A 21,812-nucleotide genomic window follows, 5' to 3' on the forward strand; every position below is an offset into this window, starting at 1 on the left:
ACGACATAAGATATTTTAAATGTCTAATAAAAGGAGGAATTTAATATGAGTAAAGAATTAAACAAATGTTGTAGTACAGAAGGAAATGAAGGTTGTGGATGTAGCCATGATCATGAAGAACATAAAGGTTGTGGAGATAACTGTGGTTGTGGACACGATCATGAAGCAGAACATGAAGGTGAATGTGGAGATGACTGCGGATGTGGAGATCACGAAGACTTCGTAGTAGATTTAGAAAATGAAGACGGAACTGTTGTATCATGTCCAATAATAGATGCATTCGAATTTGAAGAAAATGAATACATTTTAGCTCAAAACCCAGAAGAAGATTCAGTTTACTTATTCAGATCAACTGAATCAGGAGAACTAGAAGTTCCAGATGAAGTTGAATTTGATAGAGTGTCAGCTTATTATAGTGAATTAGCAGATGAATCACAAGAATCATAAGAAAAAGATGCCTTAGGGCATCTTTTTTTTGCTTATTAATTTACAATTTATTTTAATAGTGATATATTTTTATTATAAGATATAAGAATAGAGAATTATTTTTTAATATTTAAGGGGTTTAAGAGGAAATATACCATAATCTGATTAGTTATTTAGAAAAATCCCTAATACGAGAAAAAGGGTGTAAGAAATGAAATATGCAGATTTACATATTCATTCATGTTATTCTGATGGAACTATGACACCAGAGGAAATTATTTGCCTAGCAAGAGAAAAGGGTGTAAAAGTTATATCCATAACAGATCATGATTCAATAGCATCTCAGTATGTTGCAAATAGTATATGGCAAGATGTAAGTATAATACCTGGAATAGAATTAAGTACAGAATTTCAGGAATTAGAAATACATATGCTTGGTTATAATATAGATATAGGGAATGAAAGTTTAAAAGAAGTAGTTAATAAATTGAATAAGTCTAGGCTAAATAGAATAGAAAAGATGTTGTTTGAGTTGAAAAAATATGGAATTCATTTAGAATTAGAGGATTTAGGTATTGATTTAGATTCTACAGTTGGAAGAAGTCATATTGCTAATGCTATGGTTAAAAATGGATATTTTGATAGTTATAAAGCTGCGTTTACATCTTATTTAGTTAAAGGAAAACCAGCTTATGTAAAAGGCTTTAAATTAAATTATAAAGAAACTTTGGAATTAATAAATACATCAGGAGGTATACCAGTCCTTGCTCATCCAGGTCAAATGTGTAGAGGTCTTGGAATGGAAAAGATAATAAAAGATTTAAAATGTTATGGATTAAAAGGAATTGAGGTATATCATCCAAGTCATACTAAAGAACAAACAAATTATTTTTATAATTTAGCTACAAAGTATAAACTTTGTATAACAGGAGGAAGTGATTATCATGGAAAACAATCATTTCATGATACTGGGCTTGGAAGCTATGGAATAAATGAAGTGTTATTAAATAAAATAAATAAAAAATAAGGCGCAAAATAGATTAGTACAAAGATTAATTATTTAAAAAAGCGCCTAAAATGGGGGGATAAATATATGAATTTATCAAAAAAAGCAATAGGTATTAATCCATCAATAACTCTTTCAATAACAGCAAAGGCTAAAGAACTTAAAGAAGCCGGAATAGATATAGTTAGTTTTGGAGCAGGGGAACCGGATTTTAATACTCCAGGTAATATTATTAATGCAGCTATAAAAGCAATGAGAGAAGGAAAGACAAAATATACTCAAACAAGTGGTGTTTTAGAACTTAGAAAAGCTATTTGTGATAAATTTAAGAAAGATAATGAATTAGAGTACAATCCTAATCAAATTATAGTTTCAACTGGAGCAAAACAAAGTTTGGCAAATGTTTTTATGGCAATATTAAATCCAGGTGATGAGGTTATAATACCAGTACCATATTGGGTTAGTTATCCAGAACTTGTAAGGATTGCTGATGGAAAACCTGTTTACGTTCAAACGGGAGAAGATTGTAATTATAAATATACAATAGAAGCCTTAGAAAATATAGTTACTGGTAAAACCAAAGCAATATTATTAAATAGTCCAAATAATCCAACAGGAACAATATATTCAAAAGAAGAATTAACTGAGATTGCTGAATTTGCTAAAAAATACAATTTAATAATAGTGTCAGATGAAATATATGAGAAATTAATATATGATAATAAGAAACATGTAAGTATAGCGTCTATTTCAGAAGATGCATTTAAAAGAACTATTGTTATTAATGGATTATCAAAATCTTATGCAATGACAGGGTGGAGAATAGGATATGCGGCAGCACCGCTAGAAATAGCAAAGTTAATGGTAAGTATACAAAGTCATATGACATCAAATACAAATTCTATAACACAATATGCGGCCATTGAAGCTTTAACAGGAACTCAAGAGAATATAAATTCTATGATAGTTGAATTTGAAAAAAGAAGAAACTTTATGATGAAAAAAATTAATGATATAGGCGGATTAGATATTATTAAACCAAATGGTGCTTTTTACGTTATGATAAATATAGAAAAATTCTTTAATAAAGAATTAAATGGAAAAAAAATTACTAGTTCTTTAGAGTTTTCAGAGTTATTATTAGATGAAGAGAAAGTTGCAGTAATTCCAGGAGCTGCATTTGGATTAGATAATTATATAAGAGTATCATATGCAACATCTATTGAGTTGATTGAAAAAGGTTTAGATAGACTTGAGGTCTTTTTACGAAAACTCAGCACAGCTCAATAAGTGAACATGCCAAAATAAAACTAAGCATGAATTCAAAGGGGAAAAATCATGGATAAATTAGCGATTTTTGATGTAGACTATACAATAACGAGAAAAGAAACATTAATGGAATTATTTAAATATGTTATTTCAAAGGATAAGAAAATGATTAAATTTTTGCCAAGAGCAATATTTAGTGGGACAATGTATGGAGTAGGAATTTATGATGAAAGAAAAGTTAAAGAGAAATTCCTGAAATTTATAGATAAAATAGAAGAAAAACATTTAGTAGATTTAGTTAAGTCTTTTTATGAGGATAGATTAAGTAAACTATTATATAAAGATGCATTAGATATGATGAAGAAGTTAAAGCATGAAGGTTATAAGATATTTTTAATTTCAGCATCGCCAGAGTTTTATTTAACAGAATTATATGCAATTAAAGAAGTCGATTTAATTATAGGAACTAAATTTCTTTTTGAGGAAGGTAAGTTTGCAAGGAAAATGGATGGGTTTAATTGCAAAGGTGAAGAAAAGGTGAAAAGGTTAATGGAAGTTATAAAGACAGAAAATATTGATGTTGATTTTGAAAACTCATATATGTTTTCAGATTCACTTTCAGATAAACCATTATTAGATTTAGTTGGAAAACCATATTTAATAAATTATAAAAAGAAGCATGAATTTGAAATACTAAAGTGGAATTAAGAAGGAGGATACTGATGGAAGCGATTAATAGTTTTTTCATTGAGGATGGTCATTTAGATTCAACAAAGAATTTCAATGATGAAAAAAATAGTAAAGATAAAATTATTTATGAAGTAATAAGAATAAATAATGGGGAACCATTATTTTTAGAAATACATTTAAAGAGAATGGAAAAGTCATTTAATCTTATGGATAAGAGTTTTCCTTATGAATATAATAAAATAGCTGAATATTTAGAAAGAGTTATATCTGCTAATCATAAAAAAGAGGGTAATGTAAAAATTACATTTAATATTGATGAAGATTTAATGAAGGTGTTTTATATTAAGCATATATATCCAACTGATGAAATGTATAAAAATGGAGTAGATACTATTTTGTATCATGGAGAAAGACATAATCCAAATGCAAAAGTAATTGATTGCAAATTTAGAGAAAAAGTAAATGAAGAAATAAAAAAGAAAAATGCATTTGAGGCAATACTTGTTGATAATAATGGATATGTAACAGAAGGAAGTAAATCTAATATATTTTTAATTAAAGATAATAAGTTATTTACTTCGAAGATAGAAGCTGTATTACCAGGGGTTACAAGGGAAAAAATTATAGAAATTGCTAAAAGTGAAAATATAGATTTTGAGGAAAAGAACAGTAAATATACAGAATTAGAAGAAATAGATGCAATGTTTATATCAGGAACTTCTCCAGGAATACTACCCATTTCTAAAGTGGATAGTATTATTATGAATGTTGATAATGAAATTATGAGAAAACTTATGGATCTATATAACAATAAAAATGTTTAATAAAAAAATTAATATAGTTTAAAACATATAAAAAAAATTAATACATCTATAGAAAGCTATGGTATACTGTATAATATATATAATATATTTAGGGGGACATTATGGATAAAGTGGGTACTGGGTTAGACACTAATGATATAGAGAATTTAAATGGAAGTATAGAAGTAAAGAATGGGAAAATAATAGTTAAAAATCCAATAGGATCTGGAGAGTATGCTAAAGTTATATCAGATAATGATTGTAAGTTATTGGTGAATGGAAAACAAATAAGAGAAACTTCAATTGTTAAAGAAAATGACGAAATAGTATTTGATAGGCAAGAAATTAAAGGAAAGAGGCTTATTAGTATAAAGACTAATGAAGATAATACAGAAGCAAGAGTTAGTATAAATTATGAAACAGGTTTTAGATATGAAATAAAAGATGCTATAGAAAATAATGTTTTAACACTAGAACATAATGAGGTACGGGGTGAATTGCCTCCTTTATTTACAGCGATAGAGATTATAAATTATCTTCATGAAAATAAAATAATAATGGGTATAAAAAAAGAAGAAATTAAATTAATAGAACAAAGTAGGGATATAAAAAACTTTTGTGTTGCAGCGTCAATTCCAGCAGAAGAACCTGTGCAAGATAAAATTAAACTTGTATATAATGTCAATAAAGATGAAGAAAATACAGATACTATGAGAAAAATAGATTATAAAAATAAAATTTTGATAGAAAGTGTAAAGAAAGGAGACACAATAGCCGAAATAATAAAAGGAAGCTTAGGTAAAGAAGGAATAAGCATCTACGGTAAGAAAATAAAAAATAAACCAGTAAAAGAGTTAAAATTTAAAGTAGGTAGTGGTTGCAGCTTAGAAGGAAATAAAATACTAGCTACTATAGATGGGAAAATATCTGTTGGGAAAAATATTTTTCAGGTAAATAAACTACATACTGTTAATGGAGATGTAGATATAAAAAGTGGAAATATTAATTTTCATGGAGATGTTAAGGTTAATGGAAAAGTAACTGAGGGAATGAATATAGTTGCTAATTCTATAAATGTTGTAGGTGGTACCTTTAAAGCAAATATTAAAGTAAATGATAGTTCTATAGTACTTGGTAATATAGTCAATACACAAATTAAGATAGGTGGACAAGACTTATTAAAACAAAAAAAAGGACAAGAACTATTATTGTTAAAAGAGCAACTGCAATCTCTTTTAGAAAATATTATTTTCTTGAAAGAAAAAAAGTTAATTGATGAAAATTTAACTGATGGGTATTTGGTAAAAACTTTAATTGAAAGTAAATATAAAACAATACCAAAGAATTGTACAGCTATAATTGGAATAGAATTAGCTAACTTAGATGGTAAGTCAGAATTAATTTCTATAATTAGAAAAAAATTAATAGGTGTAGGACCAATTAATATAAAGAAATACACTGAAATTAAAGAAATTATAGAAGTGCTAAATAATGAAATGGAATTACTTGAAATTGAAAATACTTTAAGTAAAGATTTGATAATTGAATATTGCCAAGAAGCAGATATTGAAGTTACAGGTAATGTTTCGATTATAGGTAAAGGAAGTTATATTTCTAAAATTTTTGCAATGGGGAATATAGAATTTACTGGAGAAAAATCTCAGTGTAAAGGTGGACATTTGAAGGCTGATGAACTTATAAAAGTAAATATTGTAGGAAATGAAGTAGGGGTAGGAACTAAATTGCAGGTTGAAAAAAATGGTCATATATATGCAGATGTAGCATATGAAAATACTATATTTATAGTAGGAAAAAGAAAACATGTTCTACTTAAAGATTCTAAGGATGTACATGCGTATAGTGATAAAAATGGAGAAATTATAGTAGATAAGTTATATTTATAAGGAGGGAAAAGTAATGAAGGAATTTAAGATATTGGTGTTTGAGTTAAATAAAGAGCTTTATGCAACTGATATAATGGAAGTTGAAAGAATATTAGGATATGAAAAACCAACTCAATTACCAGAATCGCCAGCATTTTTAGATGGAGTTATTAAGTATGAAGATGGAATATTACCTATAATTAATTTAGCTAATAAGTTTAAATTAAAAAGTAAAGCTATTAGCGATGAAAACAAGCTTATAGTTATAAAAAAACAAGTTGGTAAATTTGCTATACTTGTAGATAGTGTTTGTGAAGTTATAAATATAAATGAAGAAGATATAGATGATCCAAGAACTATATCAACTTTTATTTCACAAAAATACATAAAAGGATTAGTTAAAAAAGAAAATAAAATAATAATAATACTAGATTTATCAAAAATATTAACAGAAGAAGAAGAAGAAGCAATAGTATTTTAGAGGTGAACTTATTGAATGAGAATATAGAGGTTAGAGTAGGTATAGCTGATATGAAAATAGTTAAAAATCCAGAAAAAGTTTTAACTATTGGACTAGGTTCCTGTGTTGGAATATCATTTTATGATAAGAGAAAAAACATAGCAGGCCTTGCACATATAATGCTTCCAGATAGTACTAAGTTTAAAAAAATAACCAATGAAATGAAATATGCAGATTTAGCAGTTCCTATATTATTATCAAAAATGAAAGCTTTAGGCTGTGAAACCAGAAATATAGAGGTAAAGATAGCTGGTGGAGCATCTATGTTTCAATTTGCAGATAGCAAAATAATAAGTGATGTAGGGAAAAGAAATATAGAAGCAGTTATAGATATAATGAAAGTAACTGGGATGCGTATAATAGCTAGTGAAGTTGGAGGCAACAAAGGAAGAACAATGATAGTTAATTCAAAAGATGGAATAGTTGAAATAAAGAGTATAGGTTTAGAAATAAAGCATATTTAATAGAAAGTAGGATTTAGTAATATGGCTGTAAATAGTTATGATGTAATAGTTATAGGTGCTTCTACAGGAGGACCAAAGACTGTAGAGAAGTTGTTAATGGAATTGCCAGGAGATTTAGGCGTAGCGGTATTGATAGTGCAACATATGCCTAAGGGGTTTACTAAATCTTTTGCAGATAGATTAAATAGGTGCTGTGCTATAGAAGTGTTAGAAGCAAGTGATGGAATAAGGATAGAAAAGAATAAGGTTTATATAGCGCCGGGTGGATATCATATGGAAGTTATAAAAGGTGAAAAAATCATCTTAACTGATGGACCAAGCATATGGGGCGTAAAACCTGCTGTAGACAAATTATTTGTATCAATATCTAAAGTGTGGAAAGGTCACGCTATATCAGTAATATTAACAGGGATGGGTAGAGATGGAGCAGAAGGTACTAAAGCTATTAAAGCTGTAGGTGGAACTACTATATCTCAAGACGAAGAAAGTTGTGTTATATATGGGATGCCAAAAGCTGCTTATGAAACTGGGGCAGTAGATTATGTTTTACCTTTAGATAAAATAGGTTTTAAAATCAAGAGTTTATTGAATAAACGATAGGAGAATTTATGGATTTTGATGATTTTAATAAATGGGCATTTAAAGAACTAGGTATAAATTTAGAAGCATATAAACAAGAACAACTTAATAGAAGAATAACTAGTTTAATGTCTAGGGTTGGAATAAAAGATTTAAATGAATATAAAAAAGCTTTGCTTAGTGATGAGGATCAAAAACAAAAGTTTTTAGATTTTATAACTATTAATGTAACTGAATTTTTTAGAAATACAGAATTGTTTAAAGAATTAGAGAGCAATATAAAAAAAGATTTACTACCTAAAAATAATAAATTAAAAATATGGAGTGCAGCATGCTCTATTGGTTGTGAACCTTATAGCATTGCAATGATAATGCAGGAAATAAGTCCTACTGGTAAACATTCTATTATTGCAACAGATATTGATTCAACAATTTTAAAGAAAGCAAAAGAAGGAGTATTTGGAGAAGCAGATATAAAAAATGTACAAAAAAATATTCTGGATAAATACTTTATAAAAGAAGATAAAAAAATCATTGTAAATAAAAATATTAGATCTATGGTTACATTTAAAAAACACGATCTTATTGTAGATAAATATGAAAAAGATTTTGATTTAATAGTATGTAGAAATGTTGTTATTTACTTTAAAAATGATGTTAAGAAGGTTATTTTCCAAAGGTTTAATGAGTCTTTGAAAAAAGGTGGATTACTTTTTGTTGGAGCAACAGAGAGTATATATAACTATAAAGAATATGGATTTGAAAAAGTGTCAACTTTCATTTATAAGAAAGTATAAAAGGAGAGGGGAAAATGGATACATCACAATATATGAACATGTTTCTTGAAGAATCTATGGATAATCTGCAAACTTTAAATGAAGCATTGCTATATTTAGAACAAAGTCCACATGATGTGGATAAATTAAATGAAATATTTAGAGTTGCGCATACTATTAAAGGAATGGCAGCTACAATGGGATTTAGTGATATAGCAGAACTAACTCATAAAATGGAAGATGTCTTATCAAAGTTTAGAGAGGGCAAATTAAAAGTAACTGAATATGTTGTTACAATATTATTCGAGTGTCTAGATACACTTGAAAAAATGGTTAATAACATTGAAAACGGTAATGATGAAGCTATTGATATAAAAACAGTTATGGAATCTTTAGATAAAATTGCAAATGAAGAAAATGATAAACCAGAAGAAGTTATAGCGGAAACTATTGAAAAAAATATCAAAGAAGACTTGAATGAATATGATATATCTGTTGCAAAGCAGGCTATTGAAAATGGTATGAATGTAATAAATATTAATATTACACTTAGTCAAAATACAATTTTAAAATCAGCTAGAGCATTTTTGATAGTTCAAGAATTAGAAGCACAAGGTGAGATTTTAAAGTCAATACCATCAACAGAGGATATTGAAAATGAGCAATTTGATTTAGAATTGTACTTTATGCTAATCACAAGTAGTACAAAAGAGGAAATAAATAAAATAGTTAGTAATATTTCTGAAGTAAGAAAAGTTGAAGTAAGTGATGTTGAGGTAACTAACACCGAAGCAACAAATATTGAAGCAATAAATGTTGAAACAAAAAAAGAAGAAATTATAAAACCAAAGGAAATAGTATCTAATAAAAAAGAAGAACAAACTAAAGTTGAAAAGAAAAAGGATGTTAAGAAGGCTCATCAATCTGTAAGAGTTGATCTTGATAGAATAGATAAATTAATGAACATGGTTTCAGAACTTGTTATTTATAGAACTAGATTAGAACAAATAGTTATAGATGATAAATCACAGGAATTAGTTGAAACACTAGAGCAAGTAGAAAGAACAACTTCTGAGTTACAGGAGCTAGTTATGAAAATAAGAATGCTTCCTTTAGAAGTTGTATTTAATAGGTTCCCAAGAATGATAAGAGATTTATCACTAGAACTAAATAGAGATATTGATTTTGTTGTAGAAGGGGCTCAAACAGAGCTTGATAGAACTGTAATAGATGAAATAGGAGAACCTTTAATACATCTACTTAGAAATGCTGCAGATCATGGGATTGAAAGCAGAGAAGCTAGAATTGCACAAGGTAAAAACCCTCAAGGAACAATAAAATTAATAGCTTATCAAGAAGGTACTAAAGCTTTAATTAAAGTTACAGATGATGGCGCTGGAATAAATGTAGAAAAGGTAAGAGCTAAGGCTGAAAAAGTTGGAATTAACACTGAGGGTATGCGTAATAATGATTTAAAAAATCTTATTTTTGCTCAAGGATTTAGTACTAACGAGGTAGTTACAGATGTATCCGGTAGAGGAGTTGGAATGGATGTTGTAAAAACAAAGATTTCTGCCCTAGGAGGATCTGTAGAGGTTGTAAGTGAAGAGGGTGTTGGATCAACATTTATAATAAAACTTCCACTTACATTGCAAATTATACAAGCCTTACTTGTGAAAGTTGGTAATGAAACTCTAGCTATTTCTCTTGGATTTATAGATAGGGTAATTGATTATAAAGAAGAAAATATAAAGAAAACTAATGGTGAAGAAGTTATTGTCTATAGAGAAGAAATTATTAACTTAATAAGGTTAAATAATAGACTAGGTATAGACTCAGAAGAAAAAGAAAAAAGTTTTATTATCATAGTTAAGGTAGGAGGTAAAACAGTAGGATTATTGGTTGATTCTTTACTTGGACAACAAGAAATAGTAATAAAACCATTAGGAAAGACATTGAGTTCCTTAAAAGAGTATATTGGAGCTACCATTTTAGGTAATGGATTGGTAACATTAATATTAGATGTTGCAGTATTAATTTAGATAGGAGGGAACAATAAGTGAATTATAGTAACTTAAACCCACTTCAACTAGATGCGTTAAGAGAAGTATCTAATATAGGTGCAGGAAATTCAGCAACAGCATTATCAATTCTTTTTTCTCAAAAAATAGATATGGCTGTACCAAATGTTGATATAATAAAATTTGACAAATTATTAGACAACTATGGAGAAGATGAAGTTATAGCGGTACTTGTAAGAGTACTCGGCGAACTTTCGGGAAGCGTTTTATACATTTTTGAAAAAGATGTAGCTTTTAATATAGTAGAAAAGTTAACCGGTAGTAAAGAAAGACATATGGATGAAATGGCGATATCGGTAATAAGTGAAATTGGAAATATAATTTCATCTTCATTTATGAATGCCATATCAAAATTTATAAATGTTGAAGCTATAGTTTCGGTACCAGCAGTTGCTAACGATATGATAAGTGCAATATTAATTTCAACATTTATTGAAGCAGGACAGTATGACGAAGACATTTTAGAGATTGAAACAAATTTTATAGGGGATGAAAGTAGTAAAATAACAGGACATTTTTACTATGTTCCAGGTCCGGGAGCTTTAGAGCAAATTTTAAAATCATTAGGAATAGCCTAATTTTGGAGGGATAAATATGACAAGAGTATTAATAGTAGACGATGCAGCATTTATGAGAATGATGGTTAAGGATATACTTCAAAAGAATGGGTTTGAAGTAGTTGGAGAAGGTTGTAACGGAATCCAAGCGGTTGAATTATATAAACAAGAAAAACCAGATGTAGTAACAATGGATATTACAATGCCAGAAATGGATGGAATTGAAGCAGTAAAACAAATAAAGGCATTTGATCCAAGTGCAAAAATAGTAATGTGTTCAGCCATGGGACAACAATCAATGGTTATGGATGCTATAAAAGCAGGAGCTAAAGATTTCATAGTAAAACCATTCCAAGCAGATAGAGTACTTGAAGCTATCAATAAAGTTGTTGGTTAATAGTTTAAGGAGGCAGGTTAAATGCAATTTGTAGTATTTAAATTAGGGGAAGAACACTTTGCAGTGGAAACTGAAAAGATACAGAGTATAAATGATATGATGATAATAACAGAGGTGCCTAACTCACCAAATTACATTAAAGGGTTAATAAATTTAAGAGGAAGTATTAAGTCATTAGTTGATATAAACTTGCTTTTGAATATTGTTTCTGAAAAGAAGCAAAATAATATTATTATACTTAAGTTATATGAAGAAGAAATAGGTATATCAGTAGATGAGGTTGAAGAAGTTATAGAGGTAGATGAAATTAATATACAAAATTTACCGGAATATACAACAGAAAATTATATTAAAGGAATAATTAACTTAGATGGAAAGTTATTTACAGTTATAGAAATAGAAAAGCTGTTAAATAAATAAGAAAAGAGGGAAGGAAATGGCAGAGGTTTTATCGCAAAGTGAAATAGACGCCTTGTTGTCTGCCCTATCTACAGGGGACGTAGAAGGAAAAGAAATGATAGTTAAAGATGAAGATGTGCATAAAGTTAAAAAATATGATTTTAGAAGTCCTCAAAAGTTCTCAAAAGATCATATTAGAACATTAGAAATGGTTCATGATAATTTTGCTCGTATTATATCAAATTATCTATCAGGGCAGCTAAGAAAAAATGTTAAAGTTGATATTCAAAGTGTAGAGCAAATAACCTATGAAGAATTTATACACTCTATTCCAAATCCAACAATAATTACATTATTTAAGATGGCACCACTTCAAGGCAATATTTTACTTGAAATTAATCCAGAGTTTTCTTTTCAAATATTAGATATATTGCTAGGTGGAACAGGGGATAGAATAAGTGTTAATAAAGAATTTTCAGATATAGATAAAAATATAATGAGGGAAGTTACAACTGATTTGATAAAAAACCTAGTGTTAGCCTGGGAGGAAGTATTAGAAGTTGAACCCGTTTTTGAGGAGTTAATAACAAATCCTACAGCTAATCAAACCTTAGCACCAAATGAAGCTGTTGCATTATTAAACTTTTCAGTTGAAATAGGAAAGAAAACTACATATATGAATCTTTGCATTCCATATTTAAGTGTGGAAAAAGTATTAGATAAATTGATAGTTCAATATTGGTTCCGCAATGAAGTGACAGATGCGTTAGAAGAATCTACAGAAAAGATTAAAGGTTTATTAAAAACAGTAGATGTTTCTATGAGAGCTGAACTTGGTGACATAGAAATAACAATAGATGAGTTTTTAAAATTAGTTAATGGAGATGTACTAAGGCTAGGAACAAAATGTAATGAACCAATAAAAGTATTTGTGGAAGATGAAGAATGCTTCCTTGCAAAGCCAGGTATAGTTGGTAAAAATATTGGAATAGAACTTTTGGATATTATAGATAAGGATGTGAGATAAAATGAGCAATGGATTTTTATCACAGGAAGAAATAGACGCATTATTAAATGGCGATATAGAAGCTTCTAAAGAAAATGTTGATATTGAAGTATTAACAGCTATTGAAAAAGATTTATTGGGTGAAATTGGTAATATATCAATGGGGTCTGCATCAACAGCCCTTTACCAACTTGTAAATCAACAAGTAAATATAACAACTCCTGTAGTTAGTATAACGACTTTGGGAAAAATAAAAAAAGAATTTGACTATCCAAATATTATATTAGATGTTGAATATACAGAAGGTATAGTAGGAAGAAATATTCTAATAATGCAAGTTGCAGATGCAGGAGTTATTGCAAACTTAATGATGGGTGGAGATGGTAATGTACAAAATACAGAACTATCAGAAATTGAAATAAGTGCAGTTCAAGAAGCTATGAATCAAATGATAGGATCATCAGCTACGTCTATGGCAACTATGTTTGCAAGAATAGTTAATATATCGCCTCCGAATTCTAAAATTTGGAGCGAAATATCTGAAACAATATCAGATGCCTTAGATGAAGATGAAGAAATAGTAAGAGTTAAGTTTAACATAACTATAGGAACGTTAGTAGATTCAGAAATAATGCAAATTCTACCTATAGAAACAGCAAAGAAAATAGTTTCCATTATGATGGGTGAAGAGAACCTTGAAGAACCTGCACCTCAAGTTAATAACCATAAAGTAGAGGAAAAAACTATTTCTTATGAATTACAAGCAGAGGTTCAAAGAGAACCAGAAAGAGAAGTTAAGGCGGTTGAAGTCCATGAAGCTAAGTTTGGGCAATTAACACCTTCAAGAATAGGAGAACCACATAAAAATATAGATTTAATATTAGATGTTCCTTTAAATATTTCAGTAGTTCTTGGAAGAACAAAGAAAAGCGTAAAAGATATATTGAATTTAAGTACAGGATCATTAATAGAGTTAGATAAACTTGCTGAAGAACCTGTAGAAATACTTGTAAATGGCAAAAAAATAGCTTACGGAGAAGTTGTAGTTGTAGACGAAAACTTCGGAGTAAGAATAACTAATATAGTTAGTGGTGTAGATAGAATTAAATCTCTTAAATAAAATAATTTTAAAATGCTATGTAAATTATATTTATAATTTACATAGCATTTTTATTAATAATAATCTCTTATGGAAGTATTTTTCCTAATTGCTATAAACTTAAAAGAGTTATTTACGATAATAAAATATAGAATTAAATTGTGGAGGTATATTAAATGAACATAAAAGGTATGGGATCACTGGCAACTGTTAATTATTATAATAAAATCGCTAGTAATAAAATTGAAAAAATAGATAAGGTTAAGACTTCAGACAGAATAGAATTATCCAAAGCAGGTAAAGTTTTAAATGATTATGCAGTAGAAGCCTCAAGCTATGATAAGGCTGCAAAAGTTGAAGAAATAAAAAATAAACTTTTAAATGGAACTTATAATATAGATGCAAAGCTTACAGCTAAAAGTATGTTAGATGTCATGAAGGAGATAAAATAGAAATTATGATAGATAAATTAACAGAAGTATTAGTTAAAGAAGATAAAGCTCTTAAAAATTTATTAGTTCTATTAGATGAACAATTTAAACTTATTATGTCAAAAAATGTTTTTGGAATGGAAGAAATAGTTGAAAGGCTTCAAACTTGTAATAAGGGAATTGCAGAATTTGAAGTTGAGAGAAGGAAACTAATAGGAACTAAAAGTATGAGAGAAATAGTTAAAACTCTTGATAATGATAATTTAGATAATGTATATAGGGAAATTCAAAAACTTTTAGAAGAGATTATACTTCAAAAAGATACTAATGAGACTCTGATAAAGCAACAACTTGGATATACAAATAAAATGTTAAATATAATTAATCCGAGAAGAGAGGTTAAAATCTATAACTCATATGGAAATATTAAAAGGTAAAATATATTTTCAAATAGATATTAAGAGTAAGTGCGAGACTTATTTAAAAGTTTAAGCACTTACTTAAGGAGGTAAATATATGTCAGGATTATTTTCAACATTTAATATAGCAAAGCGTGGTATGAATGTTCAACAAAGAAGTATTGATGTAACATCACATAATATTTCAAATGCAAATACACCAGGTTATTCAAGACAAAGAACTAAAATTGAAACAACAAGGCCTATGGGAATGACTGGAGATGTAGGACAACTTGGAACTGGTGCCCAAGTAGCTGCAATTGAAAGAGTGCGAGATGGGTTCTTAGATTATCAAGTAAGAGGAGAAAATTCATCTCTAGGAAAATATGATACAAGAAGTAAATCATTACAAGAAGTAGAGACAATATTTAATGAACCATCCGAAACAGGAATATCATCATTAATGGGTAAGTTTTTTGATTCATTCCAAGAACTTTCAAAGCAACCAAGTAGTTCTAATGGAAGAACAGTAGTGGCTCAGCAATCAGCAGCCCTTGCAGATGCTTTAAATCATACATACACTCAACTTGAGAAGCTGCAAGCAAATGCACAAGATTCAATAAGAGCTGGAGTTACAGGGGTAAATAGTATTTTAGATCAAGTTGATAGGTTAAATCAAGAAATAATAAGTGTTAAAGTATCAGGAAATATGCCGAATGATCTTTTAGATAAAAGAGATACATTATTAGATGAATTAAGTAATAAATTTAATTTTGTAGTAGATAAAAAAGAATTTGAGGGAATCTGCATTAGACCAGAAGATGTTGGAGATATGAAAACTCCAAATGTAATAACTTCAAGTCCAAATACAGAAGCTGCAAGGTTTTCATATATATCAAGCATGGAAGTGGATAAAAACGATCCAAGTGGGAACACTCAGATAATTACATATTATAAAAATGGTAATATGAAAAATGATTCTAATAAACAAACCATGAAAGTATCAGGATTAAGCAAAGAGCAAATTAAAGATGTTATGGATAATAGAATTATTTGGGCAAACTCAAGTGGTCAAGCTACAAAGGGTGATGGTTATCCTATAAGAAATGGAGAAACAGTACAAGCTTCGGAAATACTTATGTTTAAACCAAGTAACGGAGAACTTAATGGGGTTGTTTCTGTACAAAAAGATATACAAGATTATATGAATCAACTAAATAAATTAGCTAAAACCTTGGCGTTTTCTGTAAATGCAGTTCATAGTGGTATGGATGACCCGTTAAATGGAGGAGGAAACCCAGATAGAGATGCAACACCGTTTTTTGTTAATGGTTCAGTTGTTAAATACAATAATAATAATATATTAACAAATCTTGATGATACTCTATCTGCTGAAGAGGAAATAACAGCTAAAAATATTTCAATGAATAAAGAGATATTAGAAGATGTTATGAAAATAAAAACTAGAACTAATGATGATAAATTTGCCTTTGCATCACATAATAATATAGATGGAGATGCAGATGGAGCAAGAGCTCTTGCTCTTGCGCAACTTAGAGATTCTATATTAAGAGTGCAAGATGTAAATGAAACTATAATTTCAAGAAAGGATATGTTTGACCTTTCAAAAGGTGGAAGTGTTCTTCAAGATAATGGTATGAAAATAGTTAATAGCTCAAGCGGTATGAAAATGGGTTCTTATTTTAAAGATACTATTGATAGATTAGGAGTGCAAGCTCAAGAGGCTAGTAGAATGACTGCAAATCAAGAAGAGTTATTATTTAGTTTAGAAGAAAGTAGAACTTCAATTTCAGGAGTTTCTTTAGATGAAGAAATGGCGAATTTAGTACAATTTCAACATTCATACAATGCAAGTGCAAAGATAATTTCTACAATAGATGAATTGTTAGATGTGGTAATTAATGGATTAAAGAGATAGTGAAGAGGAGATAATATTATGAGAATTACAAACTCAATGATGTCTAAAAATTTTTTAAGAGATGTAAATAGAAATCAAAACAATTTAAAAACCATAAATAATCAATTAACATCCGGTAAAGAATTTAGAAGGCCATCAGAGGATCCTTTTAAAGTTGCAAGAAGTATGCAACTACATGGGGATATTAGTACAAATAAGCAATATAATCAAAATATTAAGGATACAGTAAGTTTTTTAGATACAACAGATACAGCGCTAGATCAGGTTAACAATGTGTTCCAAAGAGTTAGAGAACTTATGGTGTCAGCTGGAAATGCAGCTTATGGTGATGATGAAAAAAGAGCTATTAAAGATGAAATAAATGAAAAAGTAAATGAAATATCACAGATATTAAATACTAGTTTTGATGGTAAATATATATTTGGAGGAACTAAAGGAAGTTCTAAACCTGTTGGTTCTATGGAAGATACAGTTACAAAAAATAATATAATGCATTTAAGTGGAAGAGATGGAGAAGTATTAGATCTTAATAGTACAGAGGAAGATATAAAAAACCAAATCAATATGATTGGTGGAAACTTAAACACTGAAATATCTCAAGGAGTTAAGGTTGAATATAACGTATCTGCAACAGATGTTTTAATGTTTGAAAATCTAGAAGGAAAATCTATTAATGTAATGAATTTATTTAAAGATATAACAAATAATTTAGATTCAGACATTACTGTAGAATCTAAAAAAGTTACAAATGAAAATCTTAAAGATATGGATGCTGTAATATCTAATCTTTTAAAGATTAGATCAGAAGTTGGATCAAAGCAAAATAGAATGCAATCAGCACAAGAACAAAATGAAGCAGAAAACTTCAATATGACTGGTATTTTATCACAAACAGAAGATATAGATTTTGCAGAAAAAACTATAGAAGCATCTGTTATGCAAAGTGTATATATGGCTGCGCTTCAAACAAGTGCAAAAGTTATACAACCTTCATTAATGGACTTTTTAAGATAGGAGGAGTACTAAATGGAATTAATTTCACCGATACATGGTAAAATTCAATATAAGAAGGAAGAAGTAATAACTTTTAAGAAGGGAATTCCAGGTTGTGAAGAATATAAAACCTACGTAATTAAAGAAATAGAAGAAAGTCCATTTAAAATATTACAATCAGTACAAAATAATGAATTAGCATTTATAATAATATCTCCATTTTATGTAATAGAGGATTATGAAATAAAGTTAAGTGGAGAAATAATTAAAAATATTAAAATAGAAAATCAAAAAGATGTAATGATCTATTCGATTGTTAATGTAAGTTCAAAGGTAGAAAATATAACAACAAATCTAAGAGCACCTTTAGTATTAAATATTAAAGAAAAGTTTGGGGAACAATTAATAGTAGATAAAGATGTGTACAAAATAAAACATCCTTTAATGTAAGGAGTGGAATTATGTTAGTTATTACTAGAAAAAAAGGTGAATCGTTACTTATAGGTGAAAATATTGAAATAACAATTTCAAAAATAGATGATGGAAGTGTTAAAATTGCAATAGAGGCACCAAGGGAAATAACAATTTTAAGAAAAGAACTTTACACCGAAGTTGAAAGTGAAAATATTGAAGCTATAAAAATAGATATGAATATACTTAAAAAGTTTAAAAAATAGAGGTGTTAATGTGGAATTAAAAGCTATGAGTGAAAGTGGACAAGTTGCTACAGAAATTAAAAAAGCAGACTTTAAACAAATGAAAAGCATAAAAACTACAGAGGGAACATCTAAAGATAAAGGCTATAAAGAAGAAGATATAGCAAAGGCATTAGTTAAATTAAATAAATTTTTGCAAGAGGATAATACAAGTGCAGAATACTCAGTTCATGAGGTATTTGGAGATATAATGATTAAGATTATAGATAATGATACAAAAGAAGTGCTTATGGAATTGCCACCAAAGAAAATACTAGATTTAGTGGCTAAGATGTGTGAGCGTGCAGGTGTGATTGTAGATAAAAAGGCCTAGATAATATTAAAGGATGTGTAGGGATGAATTTTTTATTGAATAAAATCGACACAGACCTAAGAAGAAAAGTTTACGAAGAAACAAGAGATGGTAAAATTCATAGAAAAGCAGAGATAGCTATATATAAAGATAGTGAAAAAGATCAAAAGAAAACATTTGAAGATTATATAAAAAAAGATTCAAAGAAAGAAAAAATAATTGTAGAAGCAACTAAAAATATAAAACCAGATATTAAAATAAAAGCAGAAAAAGAAGAAGATAAAAATATATCACCATATGGTTCATTTTTAGACGTGAAAAAATAGGAGGAGCAAATATGTACGGAAATAATGCATTAAATGCATATAAGAATAACAGCGTAAATCACTCATCAAAAGAACAATTGTTATTGATGCTGGTAGATGGAGCAGTAAGATTTGCTAAAACAGCAAGAGAAGATTTAATAAATAAAGATATAAAAAACAGTCATGAAAATTTAATTAAGACCCAAAATATATTTACAGAGCTCATGGTAAGCTTAGATCAGAATGCAGGAGAATGGGCTACGCAAATATTTAAAGTTTATAAATATATAAATGAAAAATTAGCTGAGGCTAATATAAAAAAAGATCCTAAAATTCTTGAAGAGGTAATACCATTAATAGAAGAAGTAAGAAGTATATGGTATGAGGCTAATAAAAAAGCTGTAATGGGATAAATAAGAGGAGGATAATAAAATGAGAGTATCAGGACTAGCTACAGGTATGGATATCGATACTATTGTAAAAGATAGTATGAAACCATATAGAATGAAGGTTGATAAAGTTCAACAAGACAATGATGTTTATGCAATGAAACAACAGTTGTATAGGGATGTATTAAAAGATTCAAAAGAATTTTATAGTAAACATTTAGAAGCAAAAAAAGATAGTTTGTTATTAGCAAGTAATTGGGAGGCGGTAAAGTTTTCTTCCTCAAATGAAAGCGCTGTAACAATGAAAGGAACAGCTGGAGCAATTGCTGAAAATTATACTATCGATATTAAAAAGCTTGCTACATCAGCAAATGCCACATTGACAGATGTTGAATTAGGAAGTACGGATACAATTGATATAGTTGTCAATGTAGGTGGAGTTGATAAAACAATAAATGTTAAGACTGCTAAGGATGATGGATCGGGCACGAAGAGTTCAAAAGAGTTAGTAGAAGAATTGAATACAAATCTAAAGGCTAGTGGATCAGATATTACAGCTAAATACAGTGAGTTTTCTAAAGGGATATCGTTAGAAACTAAGACTTTAGGGGTAGCAGCTAGCTTCACTGTGGCATTAAAAAATATACCAGTAAAAGTGGCTAAGGGTATAGATGCTGAAGTTACAATTACTAATAGTAAAGGTGAAGTATATAGTCATACAGGTGATAGTAATTTTTTAAGATTAGATGGTGTTGAGTTTACATTCACAGCAAAAACTGATGCTGCCAATCCAATTAAAGTAACTGGTAAAAATGATGTTACAGCATTAAAAGATAAAATAGTAGGATTTGTTAATGATTATAATAAATTGCTAGAAGGTATAAGTACTAAGCTTTATGAAAAAAGAGATAAGAAATATATGCCTTTAACTCCAGAGCAACGAAAAGCAATGAGTGAAGACGAGGTCAAATTATGGGAAGGTAAAGTGAAAGAAGGACAATTAAGAAAAGATAGTGACCTTGAAAGATTAGTAGGAGCTATAAAAGGTGCTTTGTCACCATTAATGGGTAAGCTAGAAAAAATGGGAATAAAGCCTATAAAAAATTATGCAGATAAAAATGGTATATTGGTAATAGATGAATTTAAATTAGTAGCAGCACTTGAAAATGACGCTACTGGAGTGAAGGATGTATTTAGTAAACCTCCAAGTGATAATAAAACAAAAGATGGGGGAATTCTGAACTCATTACAGGATGTTTTCAACGAGCAAATCAACAGTGTAACTGCTCCTTTAATTAAGAAAGTTGGATTAGAAGGATCTCTAACTAATGAGTATAGTAAAATAATGGATAAAAAGAAAATACAAATAGCAGAAATGGAAAAACAACTAGTACAAAAAGAAAATGATCTTTATCTAAAATACTCAAGACTTGAAAGTCAAATGGCAAAGCTAAATAGTCAAAGTGCTTATTTATCTAAACAATTTGGGGCGTAATAATGAGTTTGTATAAATTGCTTAATAGATATAAAGATATAACTAAAGAGATAGTTATAGAAGTTGGGAAAGATGGAGATCTTGAACCTTTAGTTAAGATCAGAGAGGAAATTATATCACATATAGAAGGGCTAGATTTTTCAAGAGAAGAAATTAAAGAACTAATGATTAAGCTTGAAATAATAGAAGAAGATAATATAATGTTTAAATCTATAAAAAAAGAAAAATTAAATATTAAAAAAGAGCTTAATGAAATAAAAATTAGGAGAGTTGCAAGAAATAAATATAACAGTAATACTTGTGTACCAACTTTCTTAAATAAAAAAATTTAAAATATTAAGTTTATAAAAATTTAATCTATAATTAAATATGAGGATTAGATGAAAATTATATATATTTAATAAAAAAAATTATAAAAAATTATAAAGTATATAATATGTTAAACGATATATATAATATAAAGCTTAAGCTTAAGCTTAAGCTTAAAATATACTTGGACAAGGATGTCCACAAAATTCAAGGAGGAATTTATTATGATAATCAATCACAATATGAGCGCAATGAACGCAAACAGACAAATGGGAGTAAATGGTGCTAATAATGCAAAATCTATGGAAAAGTTAAGTTCAGGTTTAAGAATTAACAAAGCTGGAGACGATGCTGCAGGTCTTTCAATTTCAGAAAAAATGAGAGGTCAAATTAGAGGATTAGATCAAGGCGTAAGAAATGCACAAGATGGTGTTTCATTAATACAAACTGCAGAAGGTGGAACTAACGAAACTCATAACATTCTTCAAAGAATGAGAGAATTAGCTGTTCAATCTTCAAATGGAACTAACATAACTGAAGATAGAGATCAAATCCAAAAGGAATTTGTACAATTACAAGGTGAAATAAAC

Annotated in this window: 28 protein-coding genes; all 28 read left to right on the forward strand. The window is 28.7% G+C overall.

The features are described from left to right. Positions 1–45 precede the first annotated feature (45 nt). The gene (locus tag BLS77_RS15260; RefSeq protein ID WP_089971793.1) at positions 46–447 is read left to right on the forward strand and encodes a DUF1292 domain-containing protein; all 402 of its coding nucleotides are present in this window, start codon (positions 46–48) and stop codon (positions 445–447) included. Between the two features lie 190 nt (positions 448–637). Then, entirely contained in the window at positions 638–1,453 is an 816-nt protein-coding gene (locus BLS77_RS15265) for a PHP domain-containing protein (protein WP_089971796.1), read from the forward strand. A 66-nt stretch (positions 1,454–1,519) separates the two neighbouring features. Next, positions 1,520–2,722, forward strand: coding sequence for a pyridoxal phosphate-dependent aminotransferase (locus BLS77_RS15270; RefSeq protein ID WP_089971797.1), 1,203 nt, complete (start codon positions 1,520–1,522; stop codon positions 2,720–2,722). 48 nt (positions 2,723–2,770) lie between these two features. After that, positions 2,771–3,409, forward strand: a complete 639-nt coding sequence (locus BLS77_RS15275; protein WP_089971800.1) for an HAD-IB family hydrolase — start codon at positions 2,771–2,773, stop codon at positions 3,407–3,409. Positions 3,410–3,423: 14 nt separating this feature from the next. Next, entirely contained in the window at positions 3,424–4,215 is a 792-nt protein-coding gene (locus tag BLS77_RS15280; RefSeq protein ID WP_089971803.1) for an aminotransferase class IV, read from the forward strand. A 101-nt stretch (positions 4,216–4,316) separates the two neighbouring features. Then, positions 4,317–6,098 (forward strand): flagellar assembly protein A, encoded by a 1,782-nt coding sequence (locus tag BLS77_RS15285; RefSeq protein ID WP_089971804.1) that lies wholly within the window; start codon positions 4,317–4,319, stop codon positions 6,096–6,098. Positions 6,099–6,111: 13 nt separating this feature from the next. Then, complete coding sequence (locus BLS77_RS15290; protein WP_089971806.1) at positions 6,112–6,558, forward strand: chemotaxis protein CheW; 447 nt, start codon at positions 6,112–6,114, stop codon at positions 6,556–6,558. Positions 6,559–6,608: 50 nt separating this feature from the next. Next, positions 6,609–7,061, forward strand: a complete 453-nt coding sequence (locus tag BLS77_RS15295; RefSeq protein ID WP_089971850.1) for a chemotaxis protein CheD — start codon at positions 6,609–6,611, stop codon at positions 7,059–7,061. 21 nt (positions 7,062–7,082) lie between these two features. After that, on the forward strand, positions 7,083–7,661 hold the full coding sequence (locus BLS77_RS15300; protein WP_089971808.1) for a CheB methylesterase domain-containing protein: 579 nt from the start codon (positions 7,083–7,085) through the stop codon (positions 7,659–7,661). An 8-nt stretch (positions 7,662–7,669) separates the two neighbouring features. Continuing rightward, positions 7,670–8,437: a CheR family methyltransferase gene (locus BLS77_RS15305; protein WP_089971810.1), complete on the forward strand. Its 768-nt coding sequence runs from the start codon at positions 7,670–7,672 to the stop codon at positions 8,435–8,437. A gap of 14 nt (positions 8,438–8,451) precedes the next feature. Continuing rightward, positions 8,452–10,458, forward strand: a complete 2,007-nt coding sequence (locus tag BLS77_RS15310; RefSeq protein WP_089971813.1) for a chemotaxis protein CheA — start codon at positions 8,452–8,454, stop codon at positions 10,456–10,458. A gap of 17 nt (positions 10,459–10,475) precedes the next feature. Further along, entirely contained in the window at positions 10,476–11,075 is a 600-nt protein-coding gene (locus BLS77_RS15315) for a chemotaxis protein CheC (protein ID WP_089971814.1), read from the forward strand. A gap of 16 nt (positions 11,076–11,091) precedes the next feature. Continuing rightward, positions 11,092–11,451 carry a response regulator gene (locus tag BLS77_RS15320; protein WP_089971817.1) on the forward strand — a complete coding sequence of 120 codons (360 nt, stop codon included), beginning with the start codon at positions 11,092–11,094 and terminating at the stop codon, positions 11,449–11,451. A 21-nt stretch (positions 11,452–11,472) separates the two neighbouring features. Further along, positions 11,473–11,871, forward strand: coding sequence for a chemotaxis protein CheW (locus tag BLS77_RS15325; RefSeq protein ID WP_089971820.1), 399 nt, complete (start codon positions 11,473–11,475; stop codon positions 11,869–11,871). A gap of 16 nt (positions 11,872–11,887) precedes the next feature. Further along, positions 11,888–12,877 (forward strand): flagellar motor switch protein FliM, encoded by a 990-nt coding sequence (gene fliM / locus BLS77_RS15330; RefSeq protein WP_089971822.1) that lies wholly within the window; start codon positions 11,888–11,890, stop codon positions 12,875–12,877. Position 12,878: 1 nt separating this feature from the next. After that, positions 12,879–13,976 (forward strand): flagellar motor switch phosphatase FliY, encoded by a 1,098-nt coding sequence (gene fliY, locus BLS77_RS15335; RefSeq protein WP_089971824.1) that lies wholly within the window; start codon positions 12,879–12,881, stop codon positions 13,974–13,976. 155 nt (positions 13,977–14,131) lie between these two features. Further along, positions 14,132–14,407, forward strand: a complete 276-nt coding sequence (locus BLS77_RS15340) for a flagellar biosynthesis anti-sigma factor FlgM (RefSeq protein ID WP_089971826.1) — start codon at positions 14,132–14,134, stop codon at positions 14,405–14,407. Between the two features lie 5 nt (positions 14,408–14,412). Further along, a complete protein-coding gene (locus BLS77_RS15345) occupies positions 14,413–14,823 on the forward strand; it encodes a flagellar protein FlgN (RefSeq protein ID WP_089971828.1) in 411 nt (136 codons plus the stop codon). Positions 14,824–14,902: 79 nt separating this feature from the next. After that, positions 14,903–16,723, forward strand: coding sequence for a flagellar hook-associated protein FlgK (gene flgK / locus BLS77_RS15350; RefSeq protein WP_089971830.1), 1,821 nt, complete (start codon positions 14,903–14,905; stop codon positions 16,721–16,723). An 18-nt stretch (positions 16,724–16,741) separates the two neighbouring features. Beyond that, entirely contained in the window at positions 16,742–17,737 is a 996-nt protein-coding gene (gene flgL, locus BLS77_RS15355) for a flagellar hook-associated protein FlgL (protein ID WP_089971832.1), read from the forward strand. A 12-nt stretch (positions 17,738–17,749) separates the two neighbouring features. Beyond that, positions 17,750–18,166 carry a flagellar assembly protein FliW gene (fliW, locus tag BLS77_RS15360; RefSeq protein WP_089971834.1) on the forward strand — a complete coding sequence of 139 codons (417 nt, stop codon included), beginning with the start codon at positions 17,750–17,752 and terminating at the stop codon, positions 18,164–18,166. A gap of 11 nt (positions 18,167–18,177) precedes the next feature. Next, positions 18,178–18,393: a carbon storage regulator CsrA gene (gene csrA / locus BLS77_RS15365; RefSeq protein WP_089971836.1), complete on the forward strand. Its 216-nt coding sequence runs from the start codon at positions 18,178–18,180 to the stop codon at positions 18,391–18,393. A 10-nt stretch (positions 18,394–18,403) separates the two neighbouring features. Then, complete coding sequence (locus tag BLS77_RS15370; RefSeq protein WP_242873999.1) at positions 18,404–18,745, forward strand: flagellar protein FlaG; 342 nt, start codon at positions 18,404–18,406, stop codon at positions 18,743–18,745. Between the two features lie 23 nt (positions 18,746–18,768). Next, complete coding sequence (locus tag BLS77_RS15375; protein WP_089971838.1) at positions 18,769–19,050, forward strand: hypothetical protein; 282 nt, start codon at positions 18,769–18,771, stop codon at positions 19,048–19,050. 11 nt (positions 19,051–19,061) lie between these two features. Further along, the gene (gene fliS, locus BLS77_RS15380; protein WP_089971840.1) at positions 19,062–19,442 is read left to right on the forward strand and encodes a flagellar export chaperone FliS; all 381 of its coding nucleotides are present in this window, start codon (positions 19,062–19,064) and stop codon (positions 19,440–19,442) included. A gap of 19 nt (positions 19,443–19,461) precedes the next feature. Continuing rightward, on the forward strand, positions 19,462–20,913 hold the full coding sequence (gene fliD / locus BLS77_RS15385; RefSeq protein WP_089971842.1) for a flagellar filament capping protein FliD: 1,452 nt from the start codon (positions 19,462–19,464) through the stop codon (positions 20,911–20,913). Between the two features lie 2 nt (positions 20,914–20,915). Then, complete coding sequence (locus BLS77_RS15390) at positions 20,916–21,245, forward strand: hypothetical protein (RefSeq protein WP_089971844.1); 330 nt, start codon at positions 20,916–20,918, stop codon at positions 21,243–21,245. 201 nt (positions 21,246–21,446) lie between these two features. Then, positions 21,447–21,812, forward strand: a 366-nt coding sequence (locus BLS77_RS15395; protein ID WP_479723117.1) for a flagellin N-terminal helical domain-containing protein, incomplete at its 3' end; no start/stop codon positions are given.

It is taken from the genome of Clostridium gasigenes (genome assembly GCF_900104115.1).
Classification (GTDB): Bacteria; Bacillota; Clostridia; order Clostridiales; family Clostridiaceae; genus Clostridium; species Clostridium gasigenes.

Excerpts from the sequence above, each read along its gene's own strand:
- BLS77_RS15260 (WP_089971793.1), top strand. The coding sequence starts at position 46 with ATGAGTAAAGAATTAAACAAATGTTGTAGTACAGAAGGAAATGAAGGT.
- BLS77_RS15265 (WP_089971796.1), top strand. The coding sequence starts at position 638 with ATGAAATATGCAGATTTACATATTCATTCATGTTATTCTGATGGAACT.
- BLS77_RS15270 (WP_089971797.1), top strand. The coding sequence starts at position 1,520 with ATGAATTTATCAAAAAAAGCAATAGGTATTAATCCATCAATAACTCTT.
- BLS77_RS15275 (WP_089971800.1), top strand. The coding sequence starts at position 2,771 with ATGGATAAATTAGCGATTTTTGATGTAGACTATACAATAACGAGAAAA.
- BLS77_RS15280 (WP_089971803.1), top strand. The coding sequence starts at position 3,424 with ATGGAAGCGATTAATAGTTTTTTCATTGAGGATGGTCATTTAGATTCA.
- BLS77_RS15285 (WP_089971804.1), top strand. The coding sequence starts at position 4,317 with ATGGATAAAGTGGGTACTGGGTTAGACACTAATGATATAGAGAATTTA.
- BLS77_RS15290 (WP_089971806.1), top strand. The coding sequence starts at position 6,112 with ATGAAGGAATTTAAGATATTGGTGTTTGAGTTAAATAAAGAGCTTTAT.
- BLS77_RS15295 (WP_089971850.1), top strand. The coding sequence starts at position 6,609 with ATGAAAATAGTTAAAAATCCAGAAAAAGTTTTAACTATTGGACTAGGT.
- BLS77_RS15300 (WP_089971808.1), top strand. The coding sequence starts at position 7,083 with ATGGCTGTAAATAGTTATGATGTAATAGTTATAGGTGCTTCTACAGGA.
- BLS77_RS15305 (WP_089971810.1), top strand. The coding sequence starts at position 7,670 with ATGGATTTTGATGATTTTAATAAATGGGCATTTAAAGAACTAGGTATA.
- BLS77_RS15310 (WP_089971813.1), top strand. The coding sequence starts at position 8,452 with ATGGATACATCACAATATATGAACATGTTTCTTGAAGAATCTATGGAT.
- BLS77_RS15320 (WP_089971817.1), top strand. The coding sequence starts at position 11,092 with ATGACAAGAGTATTAATAGTAGACGATGCAGCATTTATGAGAATGATG.
- BLS77_RS15325 (WP_089971820.1), top strand. The coding sequence starts at position 11,473 with ATGCAATTTGTAGTATTTAAATTAGGGGAAGAACACTTTGCAGTGGAA.
- fliM (WP_089971822.1), top strand. The coding sequence starts at position 11,888 with ATGGCAGAGGTTTTATCGCAAAGTGAAATAGACGCCTTGTTGTCTGCC.
- fliY (WP_089971824.1), top strand. The coding sequence starts at position 12,879 with ATGAGCAATGGATTTTTATCACAGGAAGAAATAGACGCATTATTAAAT.
- BLS77_RS15340 (WP_089971826.1), top strand. The coding sequence starts at position 14,132 with ATGAACATAAAAGGTATGGGATCACTGGCAACTGTTAATTATTATAAT.
- BLS77_RS15345 (WP_089971828.1), top strand. The coding sequence starts at position 14,413 with ATGATAGATAAATTAACAGAAGTATTAGTTAAAGAAGATAAAGCTCTT.
- flgK (WP_089971830.1), top strand. The coding sequence starts at position 14,903 with ATGTCAGGATTATTTTCAACATTTAATATAGCAAAGCGTGGTATGAAT.
- flgL (WP_089971832.1), top strand. The coding sequence starts at position 16,742 with ATGAGAATTACAAACTCAATGATGTCTAAAAATTTTTTAAGAGATGTA.
- fliW (WP_089971834.1), top strand. The coding sequence starts at position 17,750 with ATGGAATTAATTTCACCGATACATGGTAAAATTCAATATAAGAAGGAA.
- csrA (WP_089971836.1), top strand. The coding sequence starts at position 18,178 with ATGTTAGTTATTACTAGAAAAAAAGGTGAATCGTTACTTATAGGTGAA.
- BLS77_RS15375 (WP_089971838.1), top strand. The coding sequence starts at position 18,769 with ATGAATTTTTTATTGAATAAAATCGACACAGACCTAAGAAGAAAAGTT.
- fliS (WP_089971840.1), top strand. The coding sequence starts at position 19,062 with ATGTACGGAAATAATGCATTAAATGCATATAAGAATAACAGCGTAAAT.
- fliD (WP_089971842.1), top strand. The coding sequence starts at position 19,462 with ATGAGAGTATCAGGACTAGCTACAGGTATGGATATCGATACTATTGTA.
- BLS77_RS15390 (WP_089971844.1), top strand. The coding sequence starts at position 20,916 with ATGAGTTTGTATAAATTGCTTAATAGATATAAAGATATAACTAAAGAG.